At 69.7% G+C, this 23015-nt stretch carries 18 protein-coding genes and 1 pseudogene; 10 read left to right on the top strand and 9 right to left on the bottom strand.

Annotation, left to right across the window (positions count from 1 at the left end; all coding sequences use genetic code 11):
* Positions 1-101: 101 nt before the first annotated feature.
* Positions 102-1154, bottom strand: a complete 1053-nt coding sequence (locus tag ACWD5O_RS20175; RefSeq protein WP_450086198.1) for an NBR1-Ig-like domain-containing protein — start codon at positions 1152-1154, stop codon at positions 102-104.
* Between the two features lie 136 nt (positions 1155-1290).
* Here ACWD5O_RS20175 and ACWD5O_RS20170 point away from each other — a divergent pair, with 136 nt between their 5' ends.
* Positions 1291-1707, top strand: a complete 417-nt coding sequence (locus tag ACWD5O_RS20170) for a hypothetical protein (protein ID WP_354965829.1) — start codon at positions 1291-1293, stop codon at positions 1705-1707.
* Positions 1708-1819: 112 nt separating this feature from the next.
* Here ACWD5O_RS20170 and ACWD5O_RS20165 read toward each other — a convergent pair whose 3' ends face one another.
* Positions 1820-3121: a vanadium-dependent haloperoxidase gene (locus ACWD5O_RS20165; RefSeq protein ID WP_450086197.1), complete on the bottom strand. Its 1302-nt coding sequence runs from the start codon at positions 3119-3121 to the stop codon at positions 1820-1822.
* Positions 3122-3141: 20 nt separating this feature from the next.
* On the opposite strand from ACWD5O_RS20165, the gene ACWD5O_RS20160 reads away from it, so the two are divergent.
* Complete coding sequence (locus tag ACWD5O_RS20160; RefSeq protein WP_450086196.1) at positions 3142-3576, top strand: TetR-like C-terminal domain-containing protein; 435 nt, start codon at positions 3142-3144, stop codon at positions 3574-3576.
* A 501-nt stretch (positions 3577-4077) separates the two neighbouring features.
* Here the strand turns inward: ACWD5O_RS20160 and ACWD5O_RS20155 are convergent.
* The 5 genes and pseudogenes from ACWD5O_RS20155 to ACWD5O_RS20135 form a co-directional block, all read right to left on the bottom strand.
* Positions 4078-4856, bottom strand: a pseudogene (locus ACWD5O_RS20155) (SDR family oxidoreductase).
* 88 nt (positions 4857-4944) lie between these two features.
* Positions 4945-6738: a glycoside hydrolase family 15 protein gene (locus ACWD5O_RS20150; RefSeq protein ID WP_450086195.1), complete on the bottom strand. Its 1794-nt coding sequence runs from the start codon at positions 6736-6738 to the stop codon at positions 4945-4947.
* Positions 6729-7202: an MmyB family transcriptional regulator gene (locus tag ACWD5O_RS20145; RefSeq protein WP_450086194.1), complete on the bottom strand. Its 474-nt coding sequence runs from the start codon at positions 7200-7202 to the stop codon at positions 6729-6731. The genes ACWD5O_RS20150 and ACWD5O_RS20145 overlap by 10 nt, the downstream gene beginning before the upstream one ends.
* A gap of 20 nt (positions 7203-7222) precedes the next feature.
* Positions 7223-8341 (bottom strand): IS630 family transposase, encoded by a 1119-nt coding sequence (locus ACWD5O_RS20140; RefSeq protein ID WP_450086193.1) that lies wholly within the window; start codon positions 8339-8341, stop codon positions 7223-7225.
* Positions 8342-8427: 86 nt separating this feature from the next.
* On the bottom strand, positions 8428-9030 hold the full coding sequence (locus tag ACWD5O_RS20135; protein WP_450086192.1) for a TetR/AcrR family transcriptional regulator: 603 nt from the start codon (positions 9028-9030) through the stop codon (positions 8428-8430).
* Between the two features lie 344 nt (positions 9031-9374).
* Here ACWD5O_RS20135 and ACWD5O_RS20130 point away from each other — a divergent pair, with 344 nt between their 5' ends.
* From ACWD5O_RS20130 to ACWD5O_RS20115, 4 genes are all read left to right on the top strand, one after another.
* On the top strand, positions 9375-9935 hold the full coding sequence (locus tag ACWD5O_RS20130) for a hypothetical protein (RefSeq protein WP_354965824.1): 561 nt from the start codon (positions 9375-9377) through the stop codon (positions 9933-9935).
* A 1-nt stretch (position 9936) separates the two neighbouring features.
* On the top strand, positions 9937-11358 hold the full coding sequence (locus ACWD5O_RS20125) for a dihydrolipoyl dehydrogenase family protein (RefSeq protein ID WP_354965823.1): 1422 nt from the start codon (positions 9937-9939) through the stop codon (positions 11356-11358).
* Between the two features lie 171 nt (positions 11359-11529).
* Positions 11530-11886 carry a DNA polymerase ligase N-terminal domain-containing protein gene (locus ACWD5O_RS20120; protein WP_450086191.1) on the top strand — a complete coding sequence of 119 codons (357 nt, stop codon included), beginning with the start codon at positions 11530-11532 and terminating at the stop codon, positions 11884-11886.
* 92 nt (positions 11887-11978) lie between these two features.
* Positions 11979-12695: an alpha/beta fold hydrolase gene (locus tag ACWD5O_RS20115; RefSeq protein ID WP_450086190.1), complete on the top strand. Its 717-nt coding sequence runs from the start codon at positions 11979-11981 to the stop codon at positions 12693-12695.
* Positions 12696-12728: 33 nt separating this feature from the next.
* Here the strand turns inward: ACWD5O_RS20115 and ACWD5O_RS20110 are convergent, their stop codons facing one another.
* Positions 12729-12905: a hypothetical protein gene (locus ACWD5O_RS20110; protein ID WP_354965820.1), complete on the bottom strand. Its 177-nt coding sequence runs from the start codon at positions 12903-12905 to the stop codon at positions 12729-12731.
* A gap of 723 nt (positions 12906-13628) precedes the next feature.
* Between ACWD5O_RS20110 and ACWD5O_RS20105 the strand changes: the two genes are divergently transcribed.
* From ACWD5O_RS20105 to ACWD5O_RS20095, 3 genes are all read left to right on the top strand, one after another.
* Positions 13629-14867 (top strand): MFS transporter, encoded by a 1239-nt coding sequence (locus ACWD5O_RS20105; protein ID WP_354965819.1) that lies wholly within the window; start codon positions 13629-13631, stop codon positions 14865-14867.
* Between the two features lie 172 nt (positions 14868-15039).
* Positions 15040-16578, top strand: a complete 1539-nt coding sequence (locus ACWD5O_RS20100; protein ID WP_450086189.1) for an FGGY-family carbohydrate kinase — start codon at positions 15040-15042, stop codon at positions 16576-16578.
* Positions 16575-18209, top strand: coding sequence for a fucose isomerase (locus tag ACWD5O_RS20095; RefSeq protein WP_354965817.1), 1635 nt, complete (start codon positions 16575-16577; stop codon positions 18207-18209). The genes ACWD5O_RS20100 and ACWD5O_RS20095 overlap by 4 nt, the downstream gene beginning before the upstream one ends.
* Positions 18210-18333: 124 nt before the next feature.
* On the opposite strand, the gene ACWD5O_RS20090 is transcribed toward ACWD5O_RS20095, so the two are convergent.
* Positions 18334-19332 carry a LacI family DNA-binding transcriptional regulator gene (locus tag ACWD5O_RS20090; RefSeq protein WP_387329075.1) on the bottom strand — a complete coding sequence of 333 codons (999 nt, stop codon included), beginning with the start codon at positions 19330-19332 and terminating at the stop codon, positions 18334-18336.
* A gap of 418 nt (positions 19333-19750) precedes the next feature.
* On the opposite strand from ACWD5O_RS20090, the gene ACWD5O_RS20085 reads away from it, so the two are divergent.
* Positions 19751-23005, top strand: coding sequence for a DUF2961 domain-containing protein (locus ACWD5O_RS20085; protein WP_450086188.1), 3255 nt, complete (start codon positions 19751-19753; stop codon positions 23003-23005).
* The last annotated feature ends 10 nt before the right edge of the window (positions 23006-23015 follow it).

The following is a 23015-nucleotide window of genomic DNA, read 5'->3' as shown; positions in this document are numbered from 1 at the left end:
TGGATGCGGTGTTGTCAGATCGGGTGGCGCCCAGGTCTGACATGGAGCGCTCGCGCCTGACACCGGTGGGGCGGCCCGGGACCCGTTGCCGCCAGGCCTGCTCAGATGACGGTCACCATGAAGTACACCGGCCGGCGACTGGGAAAGTAGGCCTTCCCGTGCTCGTCGACCATCTTCCAGCTGACCCAGCATTTCCCGGGGCGGTTCGGCGCGGTGACCGCAACACTGATCATCACCTGCCCGCCGGGCGGCGTGTCGCCGACCGCCACGCGATCCGGCACCGGGCAACCGTCATCGTCACCGGTGGGGTTCGTCCGCGCCAGGAAGCGGTTGTGCCAGTCGACCGATCCCGTGTTCTTGAGCGCCCACACCTTCACGAAGTGGGCGTTCACCTTCACCTGCGTACCGTCGGGGATGGTGACGTCGGCGACAAACTGGGTCGAGTCCCCGGGAATCAACGCGTCCGAGAATCCTGCCGATGTCGGCGCCACCGCGACGGCGTCGGCGTCGTCCAGGGACGACCGGTCGCGGACGGTGGCGGCCAGAACGGCGACCATCGCCGCCATCGCCGCCACCGCCACCACTGCGGCGGTGGCGAGCCACGGCATTCGATGCCGTCGCGCGCCCGTGACCTCGTCCTGCGCAACTGCCTGTGGGTGCTCGGCCGCCCGCAGCGCGCGTTGGCCCTGCGGCACGAGGTCCGAAGATGCGGCGACGCTGGACACCAGGGACCTACCGGCCGCCGGTGTGGCCACGGCGTCGAACGTCTCGGCGCCCACGGCGCCGGTTGGCACAGTGTCCAGGGTGCCGGGCGTGTCGACCCCGGCCGAGGAGTCGGTGCTGACCGGCGCCAGGTCGCCGTCCGGGGCAGCGTGGTTCGCCCCCCGGCGCTGAGCGTCCTCCCATCCGCGCCGCCACTGAACCTCGTCCGCCTCGCACGCCCGGACGAACTCGCGCGTGGTCTCCCACGAGGGAAACCTGGTCCCGGCGGCAGCCTCGTGCAGCGTCGTGTGCGAGATCCGGCCCGACCGCCCAGCCATCTTCCGGAATGACGGGTTGCCTGCGGCGGCCCGCAGCGTCCGCAACTGTTCGGCAAATGTCTGGGTGGCCCCGCCGTCTTGACTCGACTCGTCGGCAGCAGGCTGGGTTTCCATCTATCCCCAATGTCAGACGTCGTCGTCAGGCGTTGTCAGAGCGTGTAAGAGGTTACCGAACGGACCTCCACGGCGTTCACCGTGATCGATGACGACACCGGGCGCGACGGTCCCGGTGCATTGAAGGAGGTCACCGATGAAGAGCCTTTCCCGACGTGGCGTGCGCATCCTCGCGGCCGCCGGGCTGGCTGTGCTCGCGGCGCTGGCGGTCTCCGGACCCGCCTACGCCGAGACCAACCCGCACTGCGCGGGCTCGGTGCAGATCGGCGCGACGGCGTACGTCACCGTCGGCGGGCAGACCGCCGCATCGGTCAAGCAGTACAAGGGCTGCGGCAAGAACTACGCATACACGTACGTGTGGCAGCAGTACCGGGCGACCCACGGCTCGTACCAGGTCTGCACCTCGATCGTGACCGGGCGTACGCTGCGCGACCTGCAGTGCTCGAGTGGCCCGGACGTCTGGTCCTCGGGTGCCAACACGCTGGCGGAGTGCACCCGGGCCCTCGGCGGAATCTCCGACGTGGCGCAGAAGGAGACCGGCGAGCGCTGCTGACCGGCGACGCGTTCCTGTCCCGCCACCTCCGCCGGGCCTGACCGGTACCGGCGTCCGGCGCGAGGCTGGGCGCCGGTACCGGCGACATGTGCGGATTCGTGGCGGCGACGGGCTACCTCAGGGGGCGGAAGTAGTGCCGGACCGCGTAGCGGTAGACCTTCTCACCGAGTTTCGCCCCCTCGACGTCAGCGGTGCGGAAGTGGACGCCGCCCCAGACGCGCGCGCCGATGAGTTCGTTGAGCGCTTGCGAGAAGCTGTTGAATTCCCTGGTGGTGCCGGAGTCGACGCTGGATCCGCTGAACGTGATGTCATCTCGGCCGAAGAAGTGCCGGTACAGCGACATCCGCGCACCGGTGCCGCAGGCGTGGCCGGAGGGGTACTCGGGGAAGGGAGGCGTGACGAGCAACGGCTGCCAGCCTGGGTCGGCGGTCGTCCTCGGGTTACCGTCCGTGTCGGCCAGTTGGACCGCCGTGACCGGACGCCAGTAGCTCCAGAAGTCCTTCTGGCTGAAGCACGCCACTCCTGAGTCGGCCACGATGAGGTCGGTCATCGCGAAGAAACGCGCGGTCTGCAGGGGGTCCAGCTGCTGGGTGGTGGCGAGCTGGCGCTTGATCTCCCAGGAGCCGGAACGCCGGTCGTGCCACCAGATCGCGGCCTCCGTCTGATCCCGGGTGCGCACCGTGCTCGTCGCCGAGCCGACTTCCTTCACCTCGTTGAGGTCGCGGGTGTACGCGCTGCTGGTCAATCGTGGCGGCTCGGGTGTGCGGAACATCGACGTACGGGGGATGAGGAACGGCCGCATGTGTCCGGTCCATGCGCCCTGGGACAGGAACAGCGGCGGCGTGGGTCGCCACTGGCCGGGCCTTGTCCCGTTCCTCCATTGCTGGTCCCCGAACGCGCCGTCGTCCTGCCGTGCGGTGACCATCGTGGCCGCGGCTCGTGCCCCGATCGTGATGCCGCGCTGCTTCGACCGTCCGTCGGGAATCACGGCGAGAGCCGTGTCGTACTGTGCCCGAAGCCGCTCCTGCTGATCGGGGAAGAGGGCGGCGAGTACGTCGTGGGCGGCGGCGGCGACGGCAGCGTCCACCGACTCGGTCCCGATCGACGGCGGTGGGGCAAGGTACGGCTGGTACGGGGTGCCGGCGATCGCGTTCAGCGCGTCGTAGACGGCCCCGCTGACCATCGCGAAGCTGCGCACCTGCTCGTTCGGTTGCTGAGCCGCGACGTCCCAGATCGCCGTCTGAGCATTGATGTCCCATGTGACAACCGGATTGGCGGGGCCGGTGCTGGAGATCGCGGCTGCGGCGCGGGGCACCGGCCCGGTCATCGTGGACGCGACCAGCGAGCCCAGCGCGATGGTTGCGGGAATGACGCGTGACCAGATCGTACGGCGTGTTTGGTTGCGACTCGTCATGATCTCCCCCGTCGGGATCGATGACTATCGAAAATAGCATTGTCGGACCTCGATGGCTGCCCGTCCGGTCACCCCCTGAACATTGCCGAGTCCGGAGTCCGCGAGCCGCGGGCCACTTTGCCTACAACTATTTCGGCGCTCGCCCGGCGGTTCGACGTCAACGTCCCGAGCACCCGGGCCGCTATGCCGCGGCCCGGCTCCGGCTCGGTCCGGAAACGGCGGCCGCCAGCGCTGGCGTTCGGCACGCGCAGATGGCCAGGGCGATCCTTCGGGGCTACGAGTTGGACGAGCCGGATGCGACGCACGCGGTCCGGATGCTGGGCAGCGTCTTCCACGGGTACGTCAGCCTGGAGCTGGCCGGTGGTTTCGAACGCAGCGCCCCCGGTGCTCAGGAATCCTGGGACTGGGTCGTGGATTCGCTCGACGCGCTGTTACGCAGCCGCAGCACCCCCTGACCCGACAACGACCGCACCGCCGCGAGATGTTCGCCGCGCGGCGCGGCGATGAAGCCGAGATTTCGGTCGAGAGGCCTGAGGTAATGACCACTGAACATCCCTGCATCACCCCGGTCACCGCTGACCTCCTGCGCGGCTTCGTCGACGTGGAGACGACCGCGCGGGGGGCGGGACCCTGCGGTTCAAGGCTACGGGCGATCCGGCCGAGCGCACCGCCGGCCGGCTGACGCTCAACGTCATCCGTGCCGAGCTCGCCGGGATCGTCGAACAGCGCGCGGCCGACGACCCGAACCTGCACTACCTCGACGGACGCGACCTGTACGGCGAGGCGGACTACGCCGAAATCCCGCTACCCAACGAGGTCCACCCCGACCCTGCTGGGCATCGCCGCATCGCTGAGAACTTCGCGCGGCTCGCGTTCGGCGACGGTGGCCCCTTCGCCACCAGGACGGGCTGACCGTTTGTTGGCGTGGCCGTTCTTGAGGTGTTCCTTCGAGTGGCCTACGCGCCCTGTCCCTGGTTCTGCATCAACCCGCCGTCCATGAAGTACGTCGAGCCGGTGACGTAGTCGGCGTCGTCGCTGGCCAGGAAGACGGCGAGCTTGGCGATCTCCTCCGGCTGCGCGGCCCGCTTCCACGGGATGGACTGCACCTGCTCTTCCAGGAACTTCGGGTCGTCGATCGCCTGCTGGTTGAACGGGGTGAGCACCATGCCGGTCCGATGTTGTTGACGTTCATGTGCATCGGGGCGACCTCCAGGGCGATGCTCTTGGCCAACTCCAGCATGCCGCCCTTGCTGGCGTCGTAGTCGGAGCCGCCGGCCCGGGCCACCTCCTGATGGACGGAGTTGATGTTGATGATCTTCCCGTGTCCGCCCTGGTCGCGGCGGTGCTGGATGAACCGCCCGCAGCAGAAGAACATCCCGTACAGGTTGGTGCGGATGGCCCGGTCCCAGGTCGCGGTGTCCAGGTCGGCCACCGGGGTGCCGGAGGCGTCCACGCCCGCGTCGTTCATCAGAATGTCCAGCCTGCTGAATTCCGCAAGGGCCTCGTCGAACATCGCCTCCACCTGGTGCTCGACGCTGATGTCGCCCTGCACCACGACAGCCCGTTGGCCGGTCCTCTCGATCTCGGACTTCGTGTGGTTCGCGCCCGCGTGGTCGTGCAGGTAGTGCACCACCACGTCGGCGCCCTCCCGGCCGAATTCGATAGCGGTGGCCTGCCCGATCCCCGAGTCGGAGCCGGTGATCAGGGCAGTCCTGCCCGTCAGGCGTCCGGTCATCAGCACGCTCCCTCCGTGGCTGTCACGTCGGCGGGCTTACCCGCTTGCCGTGGCCCTAAGCGAACGGGAGGTGGCGCTGCCGTCCGCCTTACGGTTTGCTGCCGGACTGGACTTGATCGATGACCCAGGCGGCGTTGATGAGACCGATGTGGGACAGCGCCTGGGGAAAGTTCCCGATCAGGTTGCCGTCGCGGTGGTCGATCTCCTCCGACAGCAGACCAAGATCGTTTGCCCGGGCGGTGACGCTCTCGAAGATTCGTTTGGCTTCGTCGACCTGCCCGGCCAGGGCCAGAGCCTCCACAAGCACGTACGAGCAGATGATGAAGGCGCCCTCCAACCCCGACCCCGTCCAGCGCTGCAAGAGGCCGTCCCGCCCCACTCCCAGTTCCCGCCTGATGGCGTCCATGGTGGCGAGGACCCGGTCGTCGTCGCCGGGGAGAAACCCGACGGTCGACATGACGAGCACCCCGACGTCGAGGTGGTCGGACCCGAACGCGCCGGTGAACGTCCGGGCCTCGGCGCTCCAGCCTTCGGTGAGGATCGCCGCGCGGAGCTGCTTCATGGCCTGCGACCACCGCGGGACGTGCGCCTCCGCGTCCATGGCCTGCGCCAGCTTGATGGCCCGGTCCAGGGCTACCCAGCACATCACCTTCGACGTCAGGTAGTGCCGCTCGCCCTCGCGCCCTTCCCAGATGCCGGCGTCGCGCTCCCGCCAACTGTCGGCGGCCCGGTCGGCCAGTGATCGCAGCAGGCCCGAGGCGGCGGGCGACAGATCCGCGAGTTCGTTCCGCAGGACCCAGGCGCACTCCAGGATCTCGCCGAGGACGTCGAGTTGCTTCTGCTGCCAGGCGTCGTTGCCGATCCGCACCGGTCGGCTGCCCTGGTAACCCTCCAGGTGCTCCAGGGTGTGTTCGGTCAGGTCCCGCTCGCCACCCGCGCCGAACATGATCGGCACGTGGTCCTCCGCGTCCACCGACCCCATGGAGGCGGCCATCCAGTCGAAGAAGCGGTGTGCCTCGTCGGGACAGGCCGCGACCCACAGCGCCTTGAGGGTGAAGCTGCCGTCGCGGAGCCAGCCGAACCGGTAGTCCCAGTTCGCCGCGCCGCCGACCTCTTCCGGCAGCGAGGTGGTGGCTGCCGCGATCACCGCACCGGTCGGCTGGTAGGTCAACGCCTGAAGGACCAGGGCGCTGCGCCGGACCTGCTCCCGATAGGCTCCCTGGTAGTCCTGGTGGAGGTGGTCCCAGGACTGCCAGGCGGCGACGGTGTCCCGCAGCGCGGCGCGCCCGTCGATCGGCACGGTCAGCGGGTCGGCGGCCCGGCGGTGGTGCAGCGCGAACACGGCGCTGTCGCCCGCTGCGAGAGTGAATCGCCCGGTCACCAGCGAACCATCGACGGCAAGATCACGATCAGCGGCCAGGACCAAGCGGTCGCCACCTCCGGATATCTCTATCCCCACCGGAGTTTCGGCAACCGTGGGACTGACCAGTCCGTACTCCGGTCGGGCCGCGACCTCGATCGCCACCTCCACTGCGCCGGCGACGACCTCGACCTGCCGTAACAGGACGTGCGGGGACGTGTAGCCGATCCGGTGACCGCGTTCCCCGGCACCGAGGCTGAGGGCGTCGGTCAACCGCAGCACGCCGCTCTGGGTGTGGAACTCCGTGCGGAGCACCATCGTCCCATCAAGGTAGTGACGGGAGGTTGTGTACGGCCCGAGCGGTCGGATCGACCAGAAGCCGCCGGCAGAGCCGAGCAGACGCGCGAAGATGCTCGGCGCGTCGAACCGGGGCGGGCACCACCAGTCCACGGACCCGTCCGAGGAGACCAATGCCGCGCCCTGACAGTCGCCGAGAAGTGCGTAGTCACTGATCACAGCCACGCCCGGCTCGTACCCGCGGTGGCGCTCCCTACGCCCGGCGGTCCCCGCCAGCGACACACCCGGGTACCGGACATCCCTTCTGCCTGCGGCCGGCCTGAGACCTGCCGCTCGCTCATCACCGCCCAATCGTGGTGGCCAACGTGTCGCGTGGTGTGTAGAGCATGATCCCGTGATCTCGTTCGGGATCGTGGAGAACCTCGGTGTCGAAGGTCAGCCACCCGCCGGTCGGGTGGTGCAGGCGCTTGACGGCCGACCGCCACGCACTGATAGACGATGTTGCGCCGATACCGCCCGGAGGCCGAGAGTTGTCCGAGCAAGTCAGCGGCGGCGGCGTTGTAGGCCAGCAGGTCGAGGCGTCCGTCGTGGACGCTGATCGGCATGGTGTCGTCGAGGATGCGGAGCAGCCCTGGAACCTGCCGCCGCGACGTCCGCGCACGCTGTCGTGGTGCTAGTGCTCTGACCACGAACGTTCACGGTGTTGGGGTCAGGCTGCGCGGGCGGCGGGTTGGCCCCATCGTCGTTGGCGTTCGCTGCGGATGCGGGCGCGTTCTCGGCGTTGGGCGGCCAGGACGTCGGGGTGGCGGGCGTTGGCGTTGCGCCAGCGTAGGTAGGCCTGCAGCCGACGGGCCAGGACGGTGTGGTTGGGGTGGTTCGAGCCGGCGATCACGAAGGTGCGTAGCGGCCCGAACTGGGCCTCGATCGGATTGGCCCAGGAGGCGTAGGTCGGGGTGAAGCAGAGTTCGACCTTGTTCCGGGCCGCCCACCTGCGAATCTTGAGGCCTTTGTGCGCGGACAGGTTGTCCAGGATGACGTAGATCGGCGCCCCGTCCGGACGCGCGGCGCGGATCGACTTGAGTGCGGCCAGGGTGTTCGCGGCACTCTTGCGGCGCCGCACGACGCCCCAGAGTTGGTCGTCGCCGACGCTGTAGCAGCCGTGGAACTGCCGGACCCCGTGCAGCTTGTGGTAGTTCGCGGGCAACCGGTGCGGGTGCCCGGCCGGCGCCCACCCTGCGCCGGCCTGCGGACGGATCACCAGGGGACCGAACTCGTCGAACGCGAACACCCGCTGCGGGAAACAGGTGCTCACGTACTCGATCCGGGCGAGTTTGGCGTCCCGGTCAGGGTCGGTGGACTCCTTCCACGTCTTGGTCCGCTGGAAGGTGATCCGGTGCCGGTGCAGGATCTGACGCAGCCGTTCGCGCCCGATGCGGATCCGGCGGGCCGCATGCGAGCCCAGGTGGTCGGCGAGCTTGCGCACGCTCCAGCGGGTGAACGGGCGCCCGAGTTTCTCGGGGCGGGTGTTGGCCGTCTCGACGATGAACTGTTCCTCGTCAGGACTGATCTGGCGGGGACGGCCACCCGCCCACTGAGGGTCCAGGCTGGCCATCCCCATCTCGTTGAACCGGTGGATGACCTGCCGGATCGTGTCCTCGTCGGCCTGAACGAGACGGGCGATCGCCGGCACCGTGTTCCCGCCGGCAGACGCGAGCACGACCATCGCCCGACGTAGTCGGATTGGTGAACCGGTTCCCCGGCGGGTGATTCTGAGCAGCTGCTGACCTTCCTGATCACTCAGCCGCCGCACGCGTACAAGATCTGCCACCGCCACAGCCTGACCGCCGCAACGCCGCCAGACCGACAGGCCGGACGGCGTGTCAACCAACACCGTGAACGTTCGTGGTCACGGCACTAGCGGGGGGATCCGTGGCGCTCGGCATTGATCCGGAGGAGTCCTTCGACTCCGCGGAGGAAGGTCTCGGACACCAACGCGGGGTCGAACAGGCAGCCGGCTGCCATGGCGCCGTCGCGGAGCATGACGAAGTGGCGCGCGGCAGGGTCCGCCGTTTCCTCGTGGACCTGCGCCATCAGTGTGGTGAGCGTGTCCAGGAACCATTGGCGGTGGGCGATGATCTCCTGGCGCACGGGATGGTCGGTGTCGGGATACTCCGCTGCGGCGTTCAGGAAGGCGCATCCCCGGAACCCGGGGGACTGGATGCCCTGAGTGATGGAGTTGGCGATGGCCAGGAGGGGGTCGACCGGCGACGGGTTGGCGGCGATGGCCGCGTCGACCGCGGCGCGATCCATCTGATGGACTTCCCGCAGGTAGGCGAGAATAAGGTCTTCCTTGCTGGGGAAGTGCCGGTAAAAGGTGGCCCGGGTCACCTTTGCCTCGGCGATGATCCGGTCAACGCCGACGGAGTGGATGCCCTCGGCGTAGAAGATCCGGGTTGCCGTGGTGAGGAGCCGGAGTCGCGCCTCAGAGGGCCTGGTGTCGGGTCCGGTGCGGGTCATACCACCACCTTAGCGATAGAACGTTCGGTCTGACATGCGTGAACGGCCTCCGCGGTGCACTCCGCGCGCCGCTGGCTGGGCGGCTGCGTCGACGACCTCGCCGAGCCTGACACCGTCGCCGACTCGCTCGCTCAGCCGCCCCCGAGGTTCAGGCCGTGGACTCGAACCGGCAGGCCTGAGGCCTTCCGCAGCCTGGGGGAGAACGTTCGGTCTTGACATCGCGCGGCGAGGCTGAGATGCTGGGCTAGACAGAACGTTCGGTCTTGACGACGCGCGGTGTGAGTCGCCAATGCTGAACGTGACAGAACGCCCGATATCCCCACGCCTCCACTGGAAGGGTCGCCGTGACCACCATCGCTGCTTCGCCCGCTATCTCCCAGACCGCCTCCGCACTGCGGCGGCTGTACTTCACCCGCTTCGCGTTCGCCATCGTGTGGGCACTCGTGACGATCGCGACCGCCAAGGAGATCAGTCCGCTCACGGTGGTGCTTTTCGTGCTCTACCCGCTGTTCGACGTGGGCGCCGCCATCTACGACCTTCGCTCGTCGCGGGCCACCAGCTCGCCGGCCCTGCTGTACGTGAACATCGCGGTCAGCCTGGTCGCCGCCGTTGGCGTGGGCGTCGCCAGCGCGTCCGGCATTCCGGCGGTGCTGCGGGTGTGGGGTGCCTGGGCGGTCGTGGCCGGGCTGGTTCAGCTGATCGTGGGTGTCACTCGTCGCAAGATGGGCGGGCAGTGGCCGATGATCATCAGCGGAGGCATCTCGGTGCTGGCCGGTGGGTCCTTCATCGCCGGTGCTTCCGTGGACAACCCGTCGCTGACCAACGCGGCTGGTTACGCCATCCCCGGCGCCATCTTCTTCCTCATCGCCGCCTTCCGCCTCGGCCGCAGCGCGAAGGCCAACTGACATGACCACCACGGAGTACGACGTCGTCGTGATTGGCGCCGGCCCGGTCGGGGAGAACGTCGCCGACCGGGTGGTGCAGGGCGGTCTGACCGCCGCGATCGTCGAGCGGGAGTTGGTCGGCGGGGAGTGCTCGTACTGGGCGTGCATGCCGACCAAGGCGTTGCTGCGTAGCGCGTCCGCGTTGCGGGCGGCGCGGCAGGTGCCGGGTGCCCGCGAGGCGGTGACTGGTGACCTCGACGTGGCGGCGGTGCTGAATCGCCGGGACTCCTTCGTGTCGCACTGGAAGGACGACGGGCAGGTGTCGTGGCTGGAGTCGGCCGGGATCGCGTTGTACCGCGGCCAGGGGCGGATCAGCGGCGCCCGGGTCGTCGAGGTGACCGGTGACGACGGTGTCACGACGAGGTTGACCGCGCGGCATGCGGTGGTCGTCGCGACCGGGAGCAGTGCGTTGCTGCCGGATATCCCGGGTCTGCGAGCGGCGGCGCCGTGGACCAGCCGCGATTCCGCCTCGGCCGGGTCGGTTCCCCGCCGCCTCGCCATCATAGGTGGCGGCGTGGTGGCGACCGAGATGGCAACCGCGTACTCCGCGCTGGGATCCGCGGTGACGCTGCTGGCCCGTGACGGTGTGCTGCCGCTGGTGGAGCCGTTCGCCGGTGAGCTGGTGACGAAGTCGTTGCAGGCAACCGGTGTGTCGATACGTCTCGGCGCGGAGGCCGTTTCCGTCAACCGCGACAACAGCGGAACCGTCCACATCGAGACCGCCGACGGCGAGCGGGTCGAGGCCGACGAGGTACTGGTGGCGATCGGCCGTACGCCGAACACCCAGGACATCGGCCTCGACAGCGTCGGACTGGCGCCGGGTGGCTGGCTGCCGGTCGACGACACCCTGCGCGTCGCCGGCGGTGGGGAGTGGCTGTACGCCGCCGGTGACGTGAACCGGCGGGTGCTGCTGACCCATCAGGGCAAGTATCAGGCGCGCGCGGTGGGCGACGTGATCGTGGCCCGGGCGAAGAGTGAGAAGGTCGAGGACGGCCGGTGGGGCCGGCACGCGGCCACGGCCGACGTGCGTGCGGTGCCGCAGGTGGTCTTCACCGACCCGGAGATCGCGTCGGTGGGGCTGACCGCGGCCGCGGCCGCGACGGCCGGACTGCGGATCCGGGTTGTGGACTACGACCTGGGCGCCGTTGCCGGATCTTCCCTCCAGGCCGACGGCTACAAGGGCCACGCCCGCATGGTCGTCGACGAGGACCGGAAGGTGATCGTCGGCTTCACCCTCGTCGGCCCGGACGTCGCGGAACTGATCCACGCCGCGACGATCGCCATCGTCGGCGAGGTCCCGCTGGACCGACTGTGGCACGCGGTCCCCGCGTATCCGACCGTCAGCGAGGTTTGGCTGCGGCTGCTGGAGACATACGGCCGCTGACGGTGAACCGAGCCCTCGTCCCGCCGCGGCGCCGTCGTGGGCGCGACCGCGCTCGCCCTGCTCGGTGCCGAACCGGCCAATCGGTGCGGCGGCGGGCGGAACGGGTCCCCTGATCGTGTCCGTCGTCCGCCGCGGTAGCGAGAGGGTGGGCGGGCGCCGACAATCGGAGGAGTGTCACTCGCCTTCGTGCTGCACCACCACCGCAAGCCGCGACCGCACTTCGACCTGCGGCTCGAAGAGGGCGGTGTGCTGCGTTCCTGGGCGGTTCCCCGCGGCCTGCCGGACAATCCCAGCGACAACCGGCTCGCGATCGCGGTGGCCGACCACCACCTCGACCACCTCACCTACGAGGACGCTGACAAGTCGATCGCCGACATCGGTACGTGGGAAGAGCACGACCGCACCGAGCGTCGACTGCTGTTCACGTTGCACGGCCGCGCCGGCCGCCGACGGTACGCGCTAATCCGTACGGGCGAGGGGTGGCTGCTTCACCTGACGAAGGAGCAGCCCTCGGACGAGCTGCGATAGGGGCGGAATGTTTCACCCTCGCGTAACGGGTATTCGGGCGTACCGGCGCGGCCGGCGGGTGAACAGCGTCACGGAGTGAGGGAGTGCGTGTCATGCCCGATCCGCAGACCACCGTCGTCCTCGTGCACGGCGCGTTCGCCGAGTCGGCGAGCTGGAACGGTGTGATCGAGCGGCTGGGCGCCGCGTACGACGTGGTGGCCGCCGCCAATCCGCTGCGGGGCGTCGCAGGCGACGCCGCGTACGTGCGGGACGTGATGCGGGGGATCGGCGGCCCGGTCGTCCTCGTCGGCCATTCGTACGGTGGCATGGTGATCACGCAGGCCGCGGCTGACGAAACGTCGGTGCGGGCCCTCGTGTACGTCAATGCCTTGTGCCCGGACACCGGCGAGTCGGCGCTGTCGCTGTCCGGGAAGTTCCCCGGCAGCACGCTCGCCGACACGCTGGTGCAGTACCCGGTGTCGACCGGTGGCAACGAGGTGGCGATCGGCCAGGACGCCTACCATGCGCAGTTCGCCGCGGACGTGCCGACCGACCTTGCCGCGCTGATGGCCCGGACCCAGCGGCCGATCACCGAACAGGCCTTGAGTGACACGCTCTCCGGCGATCCCGCCTGGCGATCGCTGCCCAGCTGGTTCGTGTTCGGGGACGCCGACATGAACATCCCGGTCGCCGCGCATCGGTTCATGGCCGAACGGGCCGCCCCGCAGGGCCAGCGTGAGGTCGCTGGGGGCTCGCACGCGATGGCGGTGTCGCGGCCGAGCGAGGTCGCCGAGACCATCATCGAGGCGGTCCGGGGGGTGAGCGGCTGACGGTCGCTGGTCCTCAGCTGAGGTCGTGCAGCCTCACAGCCGGGATCTCAGTACCGCGACCTCGGGCCACGGGTCGAAGCCGTGCTCGACCAGCCAACGGACCGCCAGCAGGCTTCGCAACGACCACCACGCGCGGATCACGTCGAGGTCGACGTCGGTGCCGTAGCCAGCGACGACGTCGCCAAGGTGGTCCTCGTGTCCAAGCGTCAAGCTGGCGAGGTCGTACAGGGCATCGCCCCTGGCCCGCCTCGGACCAGTCGACCACGCCGGTGATCTCGTCAACATCGACGAACACATGGGCCACCTGCAGGTAGCCGTGCGTGAACACCGGTGTCCACGGCCGGAGCGCCGCCTCGGCAACCGTCGGTTGCGCGTGACCACGTCGGTGGGAAGGACGTCGTTCCTAACGAGCCACTCGCATTCGCCGTCGAGGTGCGATGCGATCTCGTCGAGGCTCCGGCCGGGCCATGGCGGCAGCGGCGCGTCGTGCAGCATCCGTGCGGCGGCACCCGCCGCGGCCCAGGCCGCCGTCGACGCGATCGACGGCTCGCCGAGGCGGCCGAGTGCCGTGCCTGGGAGGGCGGCGAGCGCGAGCACGGGCGGCTTCCGCCACAGGACCTCCGGAGTCGGGATCGGCGCCATAACCATCGCCTCGACCTCGACATCGGTGCGCATCTGGTCAGCGTCGATCTTCAGGAACACGTCGCCGACGCGCAGGGTCGCGCGCTCGTGATAGGGCGACGACGACCTCGACCTTATTCACCTTGGTCATTATCGCGGGATGACCACCGACGTCACCCGGTTTATCACGTGCGACTGCGCGGCTGACGTCGTGCTGCCCGGCGGCCTCGTGCACGACACCGGCCGTGACGAGTCGAGTCCGCATCGGTGGGGTCGACTCCTTCCCCACCCACCACTATAGTCAGTTCCATTATGAGACTTACTGTCTTCTGGCGTTGGTGGGTCGCCGGCACCACCAGTCACCTCGGCTCGGCAGTCGGCGCGGTGGCCCTGCCGCTGACCGCACTGACCGTGCTGGACGCGTCGGCGCTCGAAATGGGTCTGATCACGGCGGCCGGCTATCTCGCGTACCTGTTGATCAGCCTGCCGGCGGGGGTGATCGTTCAGCGCGTGCCACTGCGCGGCATGCAGGTCTCCCTGGATCTGATCCGGGCCCTCGCGATCGCGTCCGTCCCCCTGGCCTGGTGGTTCGAGGCACTGACGGTCGCCCAGCTGATCGCGGTCGCCCTGGTCGTGAGCTTCGCCAACGTGCTGTTCGACGTGGCGAACCAGACCTTCCTGCCGGAGATCGTGCCCGCCGCGCAGCTGCAGGCGCGCAACAGCCTCAACTCCGGTACGCACGCCGCCACCCAGCTGGGCGGGCCGTCCCTGGGCGGACTCGCGGTGCAACTGCTGGGTGCGGTGCCGACGCTGTTCGTGGACGCCGTCAGCTATCTGGTCTCCGCCGTGCTGCTGCGCACCCTCCCGGCCCGGCGGGTGCAGCGACCGGCCGAGCGGCCACCGATGGTCACGATGATCCGCGAGGGCTGGCACTTCGTACTCCGACACCCGATCATCGGGCCGGCCATGTGGGACGCGACCGCGACGAACTTCGTCTGCGGCGCGATGCTGGCCCTCTTCCCGTACTACCTGGTGCGCGAGCTGCACGCGTCGCCGCTCATGGTCGGGCTGCTGCTCGCCGCCGACGGCCTCGGCACGCTAATCGGCGCCGCGCTCACCACCCGGTTCACCGATCGGGTCGGCACCGCACGCGGCCTGATCGTCGCGGCCTTCGTCGGCGTGGCCGGCGCACTCATCATCCCGCTGGGCACAGGCACCGCCGCCTACCTCGCCTTCGCCGCCGGCAACCTCATCTTCGCCGGTTCCTCGGTGGTGCTCAGCGTGACCACCCGCACCTACCGGATGCTCGCCAGTCCGCCGGAGCTCCTGTCGCGGGTGATCGCCACGGTCAAGTTCGTCTCCTGGGGCGCCATCCCGCTCGGCAGCCTGCTCGCCGGCGCCCTGGCCGGGCCGATCGGTGCCCGCACCACTCTGCTGATCTTCGGTGGGCTCACCGTGCTGTCCCCGATCATCTACCTGTCGACCCCGATCCGCCGGCTGCGTGACCTGCCGCTCGACGCACCTCCGCAACCCGCCGAAGCTCGGGTGTGAACCGCACCGGCACGGCCTGCTGATCGGTTAACGATTTCTCGCTGAGCCTGCTCGAAGCCCGTTCCGTGGACCGGGTGTGGGTCGACGAAGGTTCGGCCTGGCGCCGGTGGCCGGAGAGATACGTGAGCGGCTCGGCCTTGATTCGGAAATCGATTGCTGGAACAGTGGCGCCATGAAGGTCGCGGCTGTCCTCGGCGTGGACATCGGCACATCGAGCAGCAAGGGCGTGCTCGTCGACATCGATGGCCGGGTCCTGCGGTCGTCCATCCGGACGCACGAGGTGAGCCGGCCACGGCCCGGGTGGGTCGAGATGGACGCCGACGTCTGGTGGCAGGAGTTCGTCTCGCTCAGCGGCGACCTGCTGGCACCCGGCGACGCCGAGGTCGTCGCGGTCGGGGTGAGCGGCATGGGCCCGTGCGTACTGCTCACCGACGCCGCGAACGTCCCGCTCCGCCCGGCGATCCTGTACGACGTCGACACCCGCGCGACCGAGCAGATCGACCGGCTCAACGAGCGGTTCGGCGCGGACGAGATCCTGCGTCGGTGCGGCTCTGCGCTGTCCAGTCAGGCGGCGGGCGCGAAGGTGGCCTGGGTGGCCGACCACGAACCGGACCTCTTCCGCCGCGCCCGTCGGCTGTTCATGCCCAGCTCATGGCTCGCCGTCAAGCTCACCGACGAGTACGTGCTGGACCACCACTCGGCGAGCCAGTGCACGCCGCTGTACGACACCGACGGCCACGACTGGTACCACCCGTGGGCCGCCGAGATCGCCCCCGGGTTGATCCTGCCTCCACTGCGCTGGCCCGGCGATGTGGCAGGCCGGGTGACGGCGGAAGCGGCGGCGATGACCGGACTGCCGCCGGGCGTCCCCGTGATCACCGGAACCATCGACGCCTGGTCGGAGGCGATCAGCGTCGGCGCTCAGGGCGTCGGCGACCTCATGCTGATGTACGGCACGACCATGTTCCTGGTGCACACGGTCGCGGCCCGGGTCACCGACCCGGCGCTGTGGGGGACCGTTGGCGCCCTGCCCGGGACCCGCAATCTCGCCGGTGGCCTGGCGACGTCCGGGGCGATCACGGCGTGGCTGCGCGAGCTGTTCGGCTCGCCGGACTATCCCGACCTGCTCCGCCTCGCCGAGGCCTCGGGTCCGGGCGCCCGAGGGCTGCTCATGCTGCCGTACTTCGCCGGCGAACGTACGCCGATCCTGGATCCGCAGGCCCGGGGCATCCTCGCCGGCCTCACCGTCTCGCACGACCGCGGTGACCTCTACCGAGCCGCGCTGGAGGCGACCGGCCTCGGCGTACGCCACAACATCGAGACCATCGAGGCGAGCGGCGGTGACATCCGGCGCGTCGTCGCGGTCGGCGGGGGCACCCGGGGTGGGCTCTGGACGCAGATCGTCTCCGACGTCACCGGACGCGCCCAGGTGATCCCCGCGCAGACCATCGGAGCCAGTTACGGCGCGGCGTTCCTGGCCGCGCAGACGGGGTGGACCGTCTCGATCGAGGCGTGGAACCCCGTCACGGAGGTTTGCGAGCCACGGGCCGAGTTCGCCGCCGACTACGACGAGCTGTACGGGCTGTATCGCGAGCTCTACACGAGTTCCAAGCGGGTCGCTCACGCGCTCGCCGCACGTCAGGTCCGTTTCCTGGCCGCCGCTCGGACGGACGCCAGCGAAGAGCAACGCACAAGAGGAGTCGCCCCATGACTAGTTACACGCTGCCCGTGCCCGCCAACCCGCCGTCGGCGGCACCCGGCACGGTCTACACGGTTGCCAGCGGCGATCTCCGGCTCAGCGCGAACGTCACCTGCTGGCCCACCCAGCAGAAATTGGAGGCGGACCTCACCGCGGCGGTCAACGCGCTCGGCTGGAAGGTCGAGCGCGGGCACGGCGTCGACGCGGGCAAGGGACACGGCTTCATCGACAGCCAGCGCGCGGGCATCGAGGTCTTCAAGCGGATCCCCGCCGACGCGCCACTGATCGTGGTCGAGGCCGTCTGGCAGTACAGCCACCACGTCCTGGCCGGGCTGCGCAGCCACCGCGGGCCGATCCTCATCGTGGCGAACTGGAGCGGCGAGTTCCCCGGCCTGGTCGGTCTGCTCAACCTCACCGCGAGCCTCACCAAGGCCGGCGTCCGGCACTCCGCGTTGTGGAGCCGGGACTTCACCGACGAGTGGGCGGTCGACGGGCTGCGGACCTGGCTCGAGACCGGCGAGCTGCGCCACGACACCAGCCACGTACGCGACCTGCCCGCCCTGTCCGGCGACCCGGAGGTCGCGCTGGGCCGGTCGCTGGCCGTCCAGCTCGCGACCGAGAAGGCGATCATCGGCGTCTTCGACGAGGGGTGCATGGGGATGTACAACGCCATCTTCGACGACGAGTTGATCAATCCGCTTGGCATCTACAAGGAGCGGCTGTCGCAGAGCGCCTTGGTCGCTGAGATGGCGCGGGTACCCGACGAGGAGGCCCGAGCGGTCCGCCGGTGGCTGGACGACGCCGGGATGACCTTTCACGTGGGCACCGACGAGGCCAGCGAGCTGACCGAGGCGCAGCTGCTCAGCCAGTTCAAGATGTACGTCGCCGCCCTGCGCATCTCCGACGACTACGGCCTGGACGCGGTGGGCATCCAGTACCAGCAGGGCCTGAAGGACACCGTCCCGGCGAGCGACCTCGCCGAGGGACTGCTGAACAACGTCCAGCGGCCGCCGGTGCTCAGCCGCGACGGGAGCCGCGAACTGTACCCGGGGGCGCCGTTGCCGCACTTCAACGAGGTCGACGAGGGGGTGGCGGTCGACTCGCTCGTCACCAACCGGATCTGGACGGCGATGGGTCTCGACCCGGCGACGACGCTGCACGACATCCGGTGGGGCGAGCGGTACGGCGACGACTTCGTCTGGGTGTTCGAAATTTCCGGCTCGGTGCCGGCGTCACACAACGGTGGCTACGACAGGTCGTACAGCATGCGCCAGCCGCCGATGTTCTTCCCGTTGGGTGGGGGCACCCTGAGCGGGGTGTCGAAGCCGGGGGAGATCGTCTGGTCCCGGGTGTTCATCATGGACGGCGCGCTGCACGTGGATCTGGGCCGCGGCACCGTCGTCGAGCTGCCGGCCGAGGAGACCCAGCGCCGGTTGGATGCCACCACCCCGCAGTGGCCGATCATGCACGCCGTCCTGCACGGGGTCGACCGGGACCAGTTGATGGCGCGGCACAAGGCCAACCACGTCAACGTCGCCTACGCGCCGGATGCGGCGACCGCCGACAAGGCGCTGCGGGTGAAGGCGGCCATGTTCGCCGAACTCGGCGTCCGGGTGCACCTGTGCGGTGAGGTCAACCTCTGACGGCGGGCGCGTCACCTGAGTGACGGCGAGGGATCGGAGCCCGGTGGATGACGGGCGGGGAGCCTGACGGGCCAGTGGGGGCAGGCTCCCCGCCTCCACCGCGGGCGGCTGGCCACCCGCTCCGTCACCTCGGGCGGCTGGAGCTCTCGCGTACCTGGAGGCCTGTGCTGAGGGTGACGGTCGACGGCGGTCGCGCCGGGTTGGCGATCCGTTCGGTGAGCAGCACCCCGGCCGCCCGCCCCAGGTCGTATGTCGGCTGGGAGACGGTGCTCAGCGATGGTCTGACCAGGTGGGCCCAGGGGATGTCGTCGAACCCGACCACCCCGAACTCGGCCGGCACCTTGACCCCGCGGTCGACGAGACACTCGACCGCGCCGACGGTCATCAGGTTGTTCGTCGCGAAGACGCTGTCGGGCGGGTTGTCACTGTCGAGCAGCGAGGCCATGGCCCGATAGCCACCCTCCTCGCGGAAGTCCGCGTATCGCACCAGGTTGTCGGTCGCCTCCCGCTCGTGCGACCGCAACGCCCGCTGGTAGCCGCGGAGTCGCTGGGCGGCGGTGGAGATCCGGCGTGGACCGGTGATACAGGCGACCCGCTGGTAGCCGTTGTCGAGAAGGTGGGTGGTCGCCAGCTCGGCCCCGTGCACGTTGTCGACGAGTACCGTGTCGATGCTGACGCCGCGCAGTTGACGGTCGATCGCCACGACCGGGATGCGCGCCTCGACGAGCCGGTTGATGACGGTCGGTCGGCCCGACGTGGAGATGATGACACCCGCCATCCGCTCGGCCAGAGCGGCGGCGATGTACCGGGACTCCTTCTCCGGGTCCTCGTCGCTGTTGCACAGGACCACGGAGTAGCCGGCGCCCTGCGCGACGTCTTCGACCCCTCGCACCATCGAGGTGAAGAAGGGGTTTCCAATGTCGGAGATGATGACCGCCCAGAGGCTGGTCTGGCTCAGGCGCAGGTTGCGGGCGACGGCGTTGGGGCGGTAGTCGAGCTCCCGCATCGCCTGCTGCACCCGCGCCGCCATGACTGGATCGACCGTGGTCCGTCCGTTCAGCACCCGCGATACCGTCGCGGGTGAAACCTGAGCCTGCCGTGCCACGTCATAGATCGTCGCCATGCGCCTCCATCCGCCTCCATTCGCTCGACTGGTCCGCTGCGGTGCTTCGGCGCGTCCGCCGAGCGCGCTCCGGTGCCGGAACCCGGCATCCTACGGGGGTCTGCGACGGTCACGGGTTGACGCTGAGCCACAGGGTGTCACCGCGATCCACCACCACCTCGACTCACCGCAACGAGAATACGCCCGTGCGCCACGTGGTGCTGTGGCGTGCTCGCACGATCGAAGAAATCGTTTGCTCGTCTGAGCGAGGACGATAAAAGCAGGTTGGGTCGCTGTCAACAGCATCGGCCGTCGACACCGATCGAGGATTGACCGTCGCGTGGAGGCGTGCCTACCCTGATCGCTGTTGCAGTGAGAAATCGATTCCTTGCTCCACTGCACCGCGATCCGCCCCACCCACCGACGTGGAAGGCGATTCATGACACCCACCACCCCCGCACCGCGTACCTCCGCTCGCCGCCTGCTGCGCGCCGCGTTCACCGCGGCGCTGCTCGCCGGAACCGCCCTGGTCGGCCCAGCCGTGCCAGCCTCGGCTGCGGCGCACAGCCCCTCCGACAACGGTCCCACCGGATGGGACGTCTACCGCAGGCTCGACCGCCTCGCCGAACTTCCCGACGGACCACGGGCCTACCAATTCTCCAGTTTCGACCGCGGTGGCGGCAACGACGACGGCTTCTCCGGCCAGTACTCGTGCCTGCGCACCGGCGCCGAGGGCTGCGTCCTCGCCGAGGCTGCCGGCGCCGGTGAGATCGACTCGATCTGGTTCACCCGCGACGAGGGCAACGTCTCCGCCACCGGCACCATCAAGGTCGTGCTCGACGGTGTGACCGTGCTCGACGCCAAGCTCCAGGACATCGTGGACGGCAAGCTCGGCGCGCCCTTCGTCTACCCGGTCGTCGGCAACGCGGCGCAGAGCTCCGGCGGTGTCTACATCAAGGCGCCCATGACCTACCGCAGCTCGATGCGGGTGACGACCGAGAAGAACCCGATCTTCTACCACGTCACCTACCGCAGGTTCACCACCGCCGACGGGGTGCGCACCTTCGACCCGTCGGACCGCGCGTTGGACGTCATCGACCAGCTCAAGGCCGCCGGGACCCGCGACCCCAAGCGCCCGGAGCCCGGCGCGACCACCGCCGACCGGCAGTTCAGCGTCCCCGCCAAGGGCGCGGTGACCCTCGCCAGCGGCGTCGGCCCCGGCGCGATCAGCGCGTTGCAACTGCGGATCCCGCAACTCGTCGGGCCGCCGACGCCGGTCGCCGATGACGGGCGCGCCTACGGCTCCGGCGGCGGCAGCGAATTCCGGGTGGCTGTCGACCCGGCGAACGCCGGAGTACGGCTGACCCGCCGGCTGGACCCGCACATCGGGCACCAGCGGGCGCAGGTCGTCGTGGATGGCGTGCCGGTCGCCGAGTGGCCGGCCAACGACCCGGTGCCCTTCGGCACCTGGCTCGACCAGACCGTCGACCTTCCGGCGAGTGCCACGGCCGGCAAGTCCACGATCACCATCCGGAACCAGTTCATCTCCTCAGACCTGGACGTCAACGAGTTCACCTACTGGGTCGACAGCCTCGTCGCCGGCACCGCCAAGCGGACCGACACCCTCGACCTCGGCCCGTCCCACACCGACGCCGAGGCCGCCCACAGCTACCGGATCACCACCCAGACCTGGCAGGGCAGCAACACCATGAGCTACCCGGCGGACGCCGACCGCAAGGCGGCCGTCGCGGCCTCCGACGCGGTGCTGCGGGACAGCCGGCTGCGCATCACCTTCGACGGCGAGACCACCGTGGACGCGCCACTCGGCGAGTTCTTCGGCACCGGCCTCGGGCTGCACCCGGTGCGATCGCTGATGTTCGGTGTCGATCCGGCGACCGCGACGCTGTCGGCCTGGTGGCCGATGCCCTACCGGTCACGGTTCAGCATCGAGTTGCGCAACGGATCCAGCGTGCCGATCACAACGTCGGCGGCCTCCGTGACCACCGCACGCTCCGCGCACTGGGCGCCGGCACTGCGCCCAACCGGCACGGCGGGACACTTCCGGGCCACCGCGACGAGCGCCGACACCACCCCCGGCGCCGACCACGCCTTCCTCGACGTCGCCGGCCGTGGAAAGTTCGTCGGTGTCACGCACACCATGGAGGGGCACATCCCCGCGGGCAACCAACGCAACTACCTCGAGGGCGATGAGCGGGTCTACGTGGACGGCGCGCAGAGCCCGAGCATCCACGGCACCGGGACCGAGGACTTCTACGAGAGCGGCTGGTACTTCAACCACGGCACGTTCTCGGCGCCCACCAACGGCAACCCGGCCCACGAGGTCAGCGACTACGGCTGCCAGTACGACTGCACCGGCGCGTACCGGCTGATGCTCGCCGAGGCGGTGTCATTCGCGACCGACCTGCGTTTCGGCATCGAGCACGGTCCGGGCGACCAGGATCCGGCCCGGTACGGCTCGACCGCCTACTGGTACGGGCAGGACACCGTCGCTCAGCGCTGGACCGACACCGTCGACGTCGGCGACGCCGCCAGCGAGTCGGCGCACGCGTACTCCTCCGGCGGCGAGCGCCAAGTCCTCACCGCGACCTTCGAGGGCGACGACGGCGCACCCCGGCCGGTCACCGACGACACCCGCGCCTCGGCCACGCCGATCCGGTTCCGGGTGGCCCTGGACCGGGACAACACCGGTGCCGTCCTGCGCCGGGTGGGGGACCAGTCCACCGGGTACCAGTCGGTGGCCGTGCAGGTCGACGGGCGGGACGCCGGCACCTGGTCGCAGCCGCTGGCCAACGGTTCCCACCGCTGGTTGGAGGACGAGTTCCGACTGCCGCCCACGCTCACCCGCGACAGGTCGACGGTGACCGTCACGTTGACGCCGACCGCCGGAGCCCCGGCCTGGTCCGCGGCACGGTACGCGGTGCTGAGCGAGGTCACCCCCTTCGTCGACAGGACCAGGCCTAGCCAGACCACCGGGCTCACCGCGACCAGCGCCACCACCAACGCGGTGGCGCTGGCCTGGCGGCCGGCCTCCGACGACGTGTACGCGCCGAGCTACCAGGTGTTCGCCTCGCGGAAGGCCGGGTTCACGCCCGGACCGGACAACCGGGTGGGCACCACGACACGGCCGAGCTTCGAGCACAGCGGTCTGGGCCTTCGTGAGACCTGGTACTACCGGGTACGCGCGGTGGACGCCGCGGGCAACCTCGGCGCCTACTCGGCGCCGGCGTCGGCCGCCACCGGCGACACGCTGCGGATCGAAGCCGAATCGCTGCTGCCCGCGGTCTCCGCCGACGCACCGGCGGAGGTGCAGGGCGACTGCTGTGGCATCCAATGGTCGCGGAGCGCACAGCTGTGGTTCCGACCAAACGCGCCGAACCGGAGTGTGACGGTGGCGTTCGAGGTGCCCACGACCGGCACCTACCAGCTGCGGCTGGTGCAGACGCTGGCGGGGGACTACGGCACCAACACGGTGGCGATCGACGGCACCGGGATCGGCGAGGCGTTCGACGCGTACCACTCGCCGGGGGTGATCGTCAGCGACCCGCTGGACTACGGCCAGCGGGAGCTGACCGCGGGCCGGCACACGCTCACCCTCACGGTGACCGGCAAGGCCGCCGCGTCGAGCGGCTACCTGGCCGGCCTCGACTACATCGAGGCTCGCCTAACCTCGTGACCGGTCGGAG

Source organism: Micromonospora sp. NPDC005161 (assembly GCF_053599855.1).
Note: the sequence above shows the minus strand (reverse complement) of the source record. Positions and strands in the feature narration are given on the sequence as shown.

What these genes read in the sequence shown, in the direction of transcription:
- ACWD5O_RS20160 (WP_450086196.1), top strand. Translation starts at nt 3,142, where the DNA reads ATGACTATCGAAAATAGCATTGTCGGACCTCGATGGCTGCCCGTCCGG.
- ACWD5O_RS20090 (WP_387329075.1), bottom strand. Translation starts at nt 19,332, where the DNA reads ATGGCGACGATCTATGACGTGGCACGGCAGGCTCAGGTTTCACCCGCG.
- ACWD5O_RS20170 (WP_354965829.1), top strand. Translation starts at nt 1,291, where the DNA reads ATGAAGAGCCTTTCCCGACGTGGCGTGCGCATCCTCGCGGCCGCCGGG.
- ACWD5O_RS20135 (WP_450086192.1), bottom strand. Translation starts at nt 9,030, where the DNA reads ATGACCCGCACCGGACCCGACACCAGGCCCTCTGAGGCGCGACTCCGG.
- ACWD5O_RS20125 (WP_354965823.1), top strand. Translation starts at nt 9,937, where the DNA reads ATGACCACCACGGAGTACGACGTCGTCGTGATTGGCGCCGGCCCGGTC.
- ACWD5O_RS20165 (WP_450086197.1), bottom strand. Translation starts at nt 3,121, where the DNA reads ATGACGAGTCGCAACCAAACACGCCGTACGATCTGGTCACGCGTCATT.
- ACWD5O_RS20175 (WP_450086198.1), bottom strand. Translation starts at nt 1,154, where the DNA reads ATGGAAACCCAGCCTGCTGCCGACGAGTCGAGTCAAGACGGCGGGGCC.
- ACWD5O_RS20085 (WP_450086188.1), top strand. Translation starts at nt 19,751, where the DNA reads ATGACACCCACCACCCCCGCACCGCGTACCTCCGCTCGCCGCCTGCTG.
- ACWD5O_RS20095 (WP_354965817.1), top strand. Translation starts at nt 16,575, where the DNA reads ATGACTAGTTACACGCTGCCCGTGCCCGCCAACCCGCCGTCGGCGGCA.
- ACWD5O_RS20115 (WP_450086190.1), top strand. Translation starts at nt 11,979, where the DNA reads ATGCCCGATCCGCAGACCACCGTCGTCCTCGTGCACGGCGCGTTCGCC.
- ACWD5O_RS20105 (WP_354965819.1), top strand. Translation starts at nt 13,629, where the DNA reads ATGAGACTTACTGTCTTCTGGCGTTGGTGGGTCGCCGGCACCACCAGT.
- ACWD5O_RS20100 (WP_450086189.1), top strand. Translation starts at nt 15,040, where the DNA reads ATGAAGGTCGCGGCTGTCCTCGGCGTGGACATCGGCACATCGAGCAGC.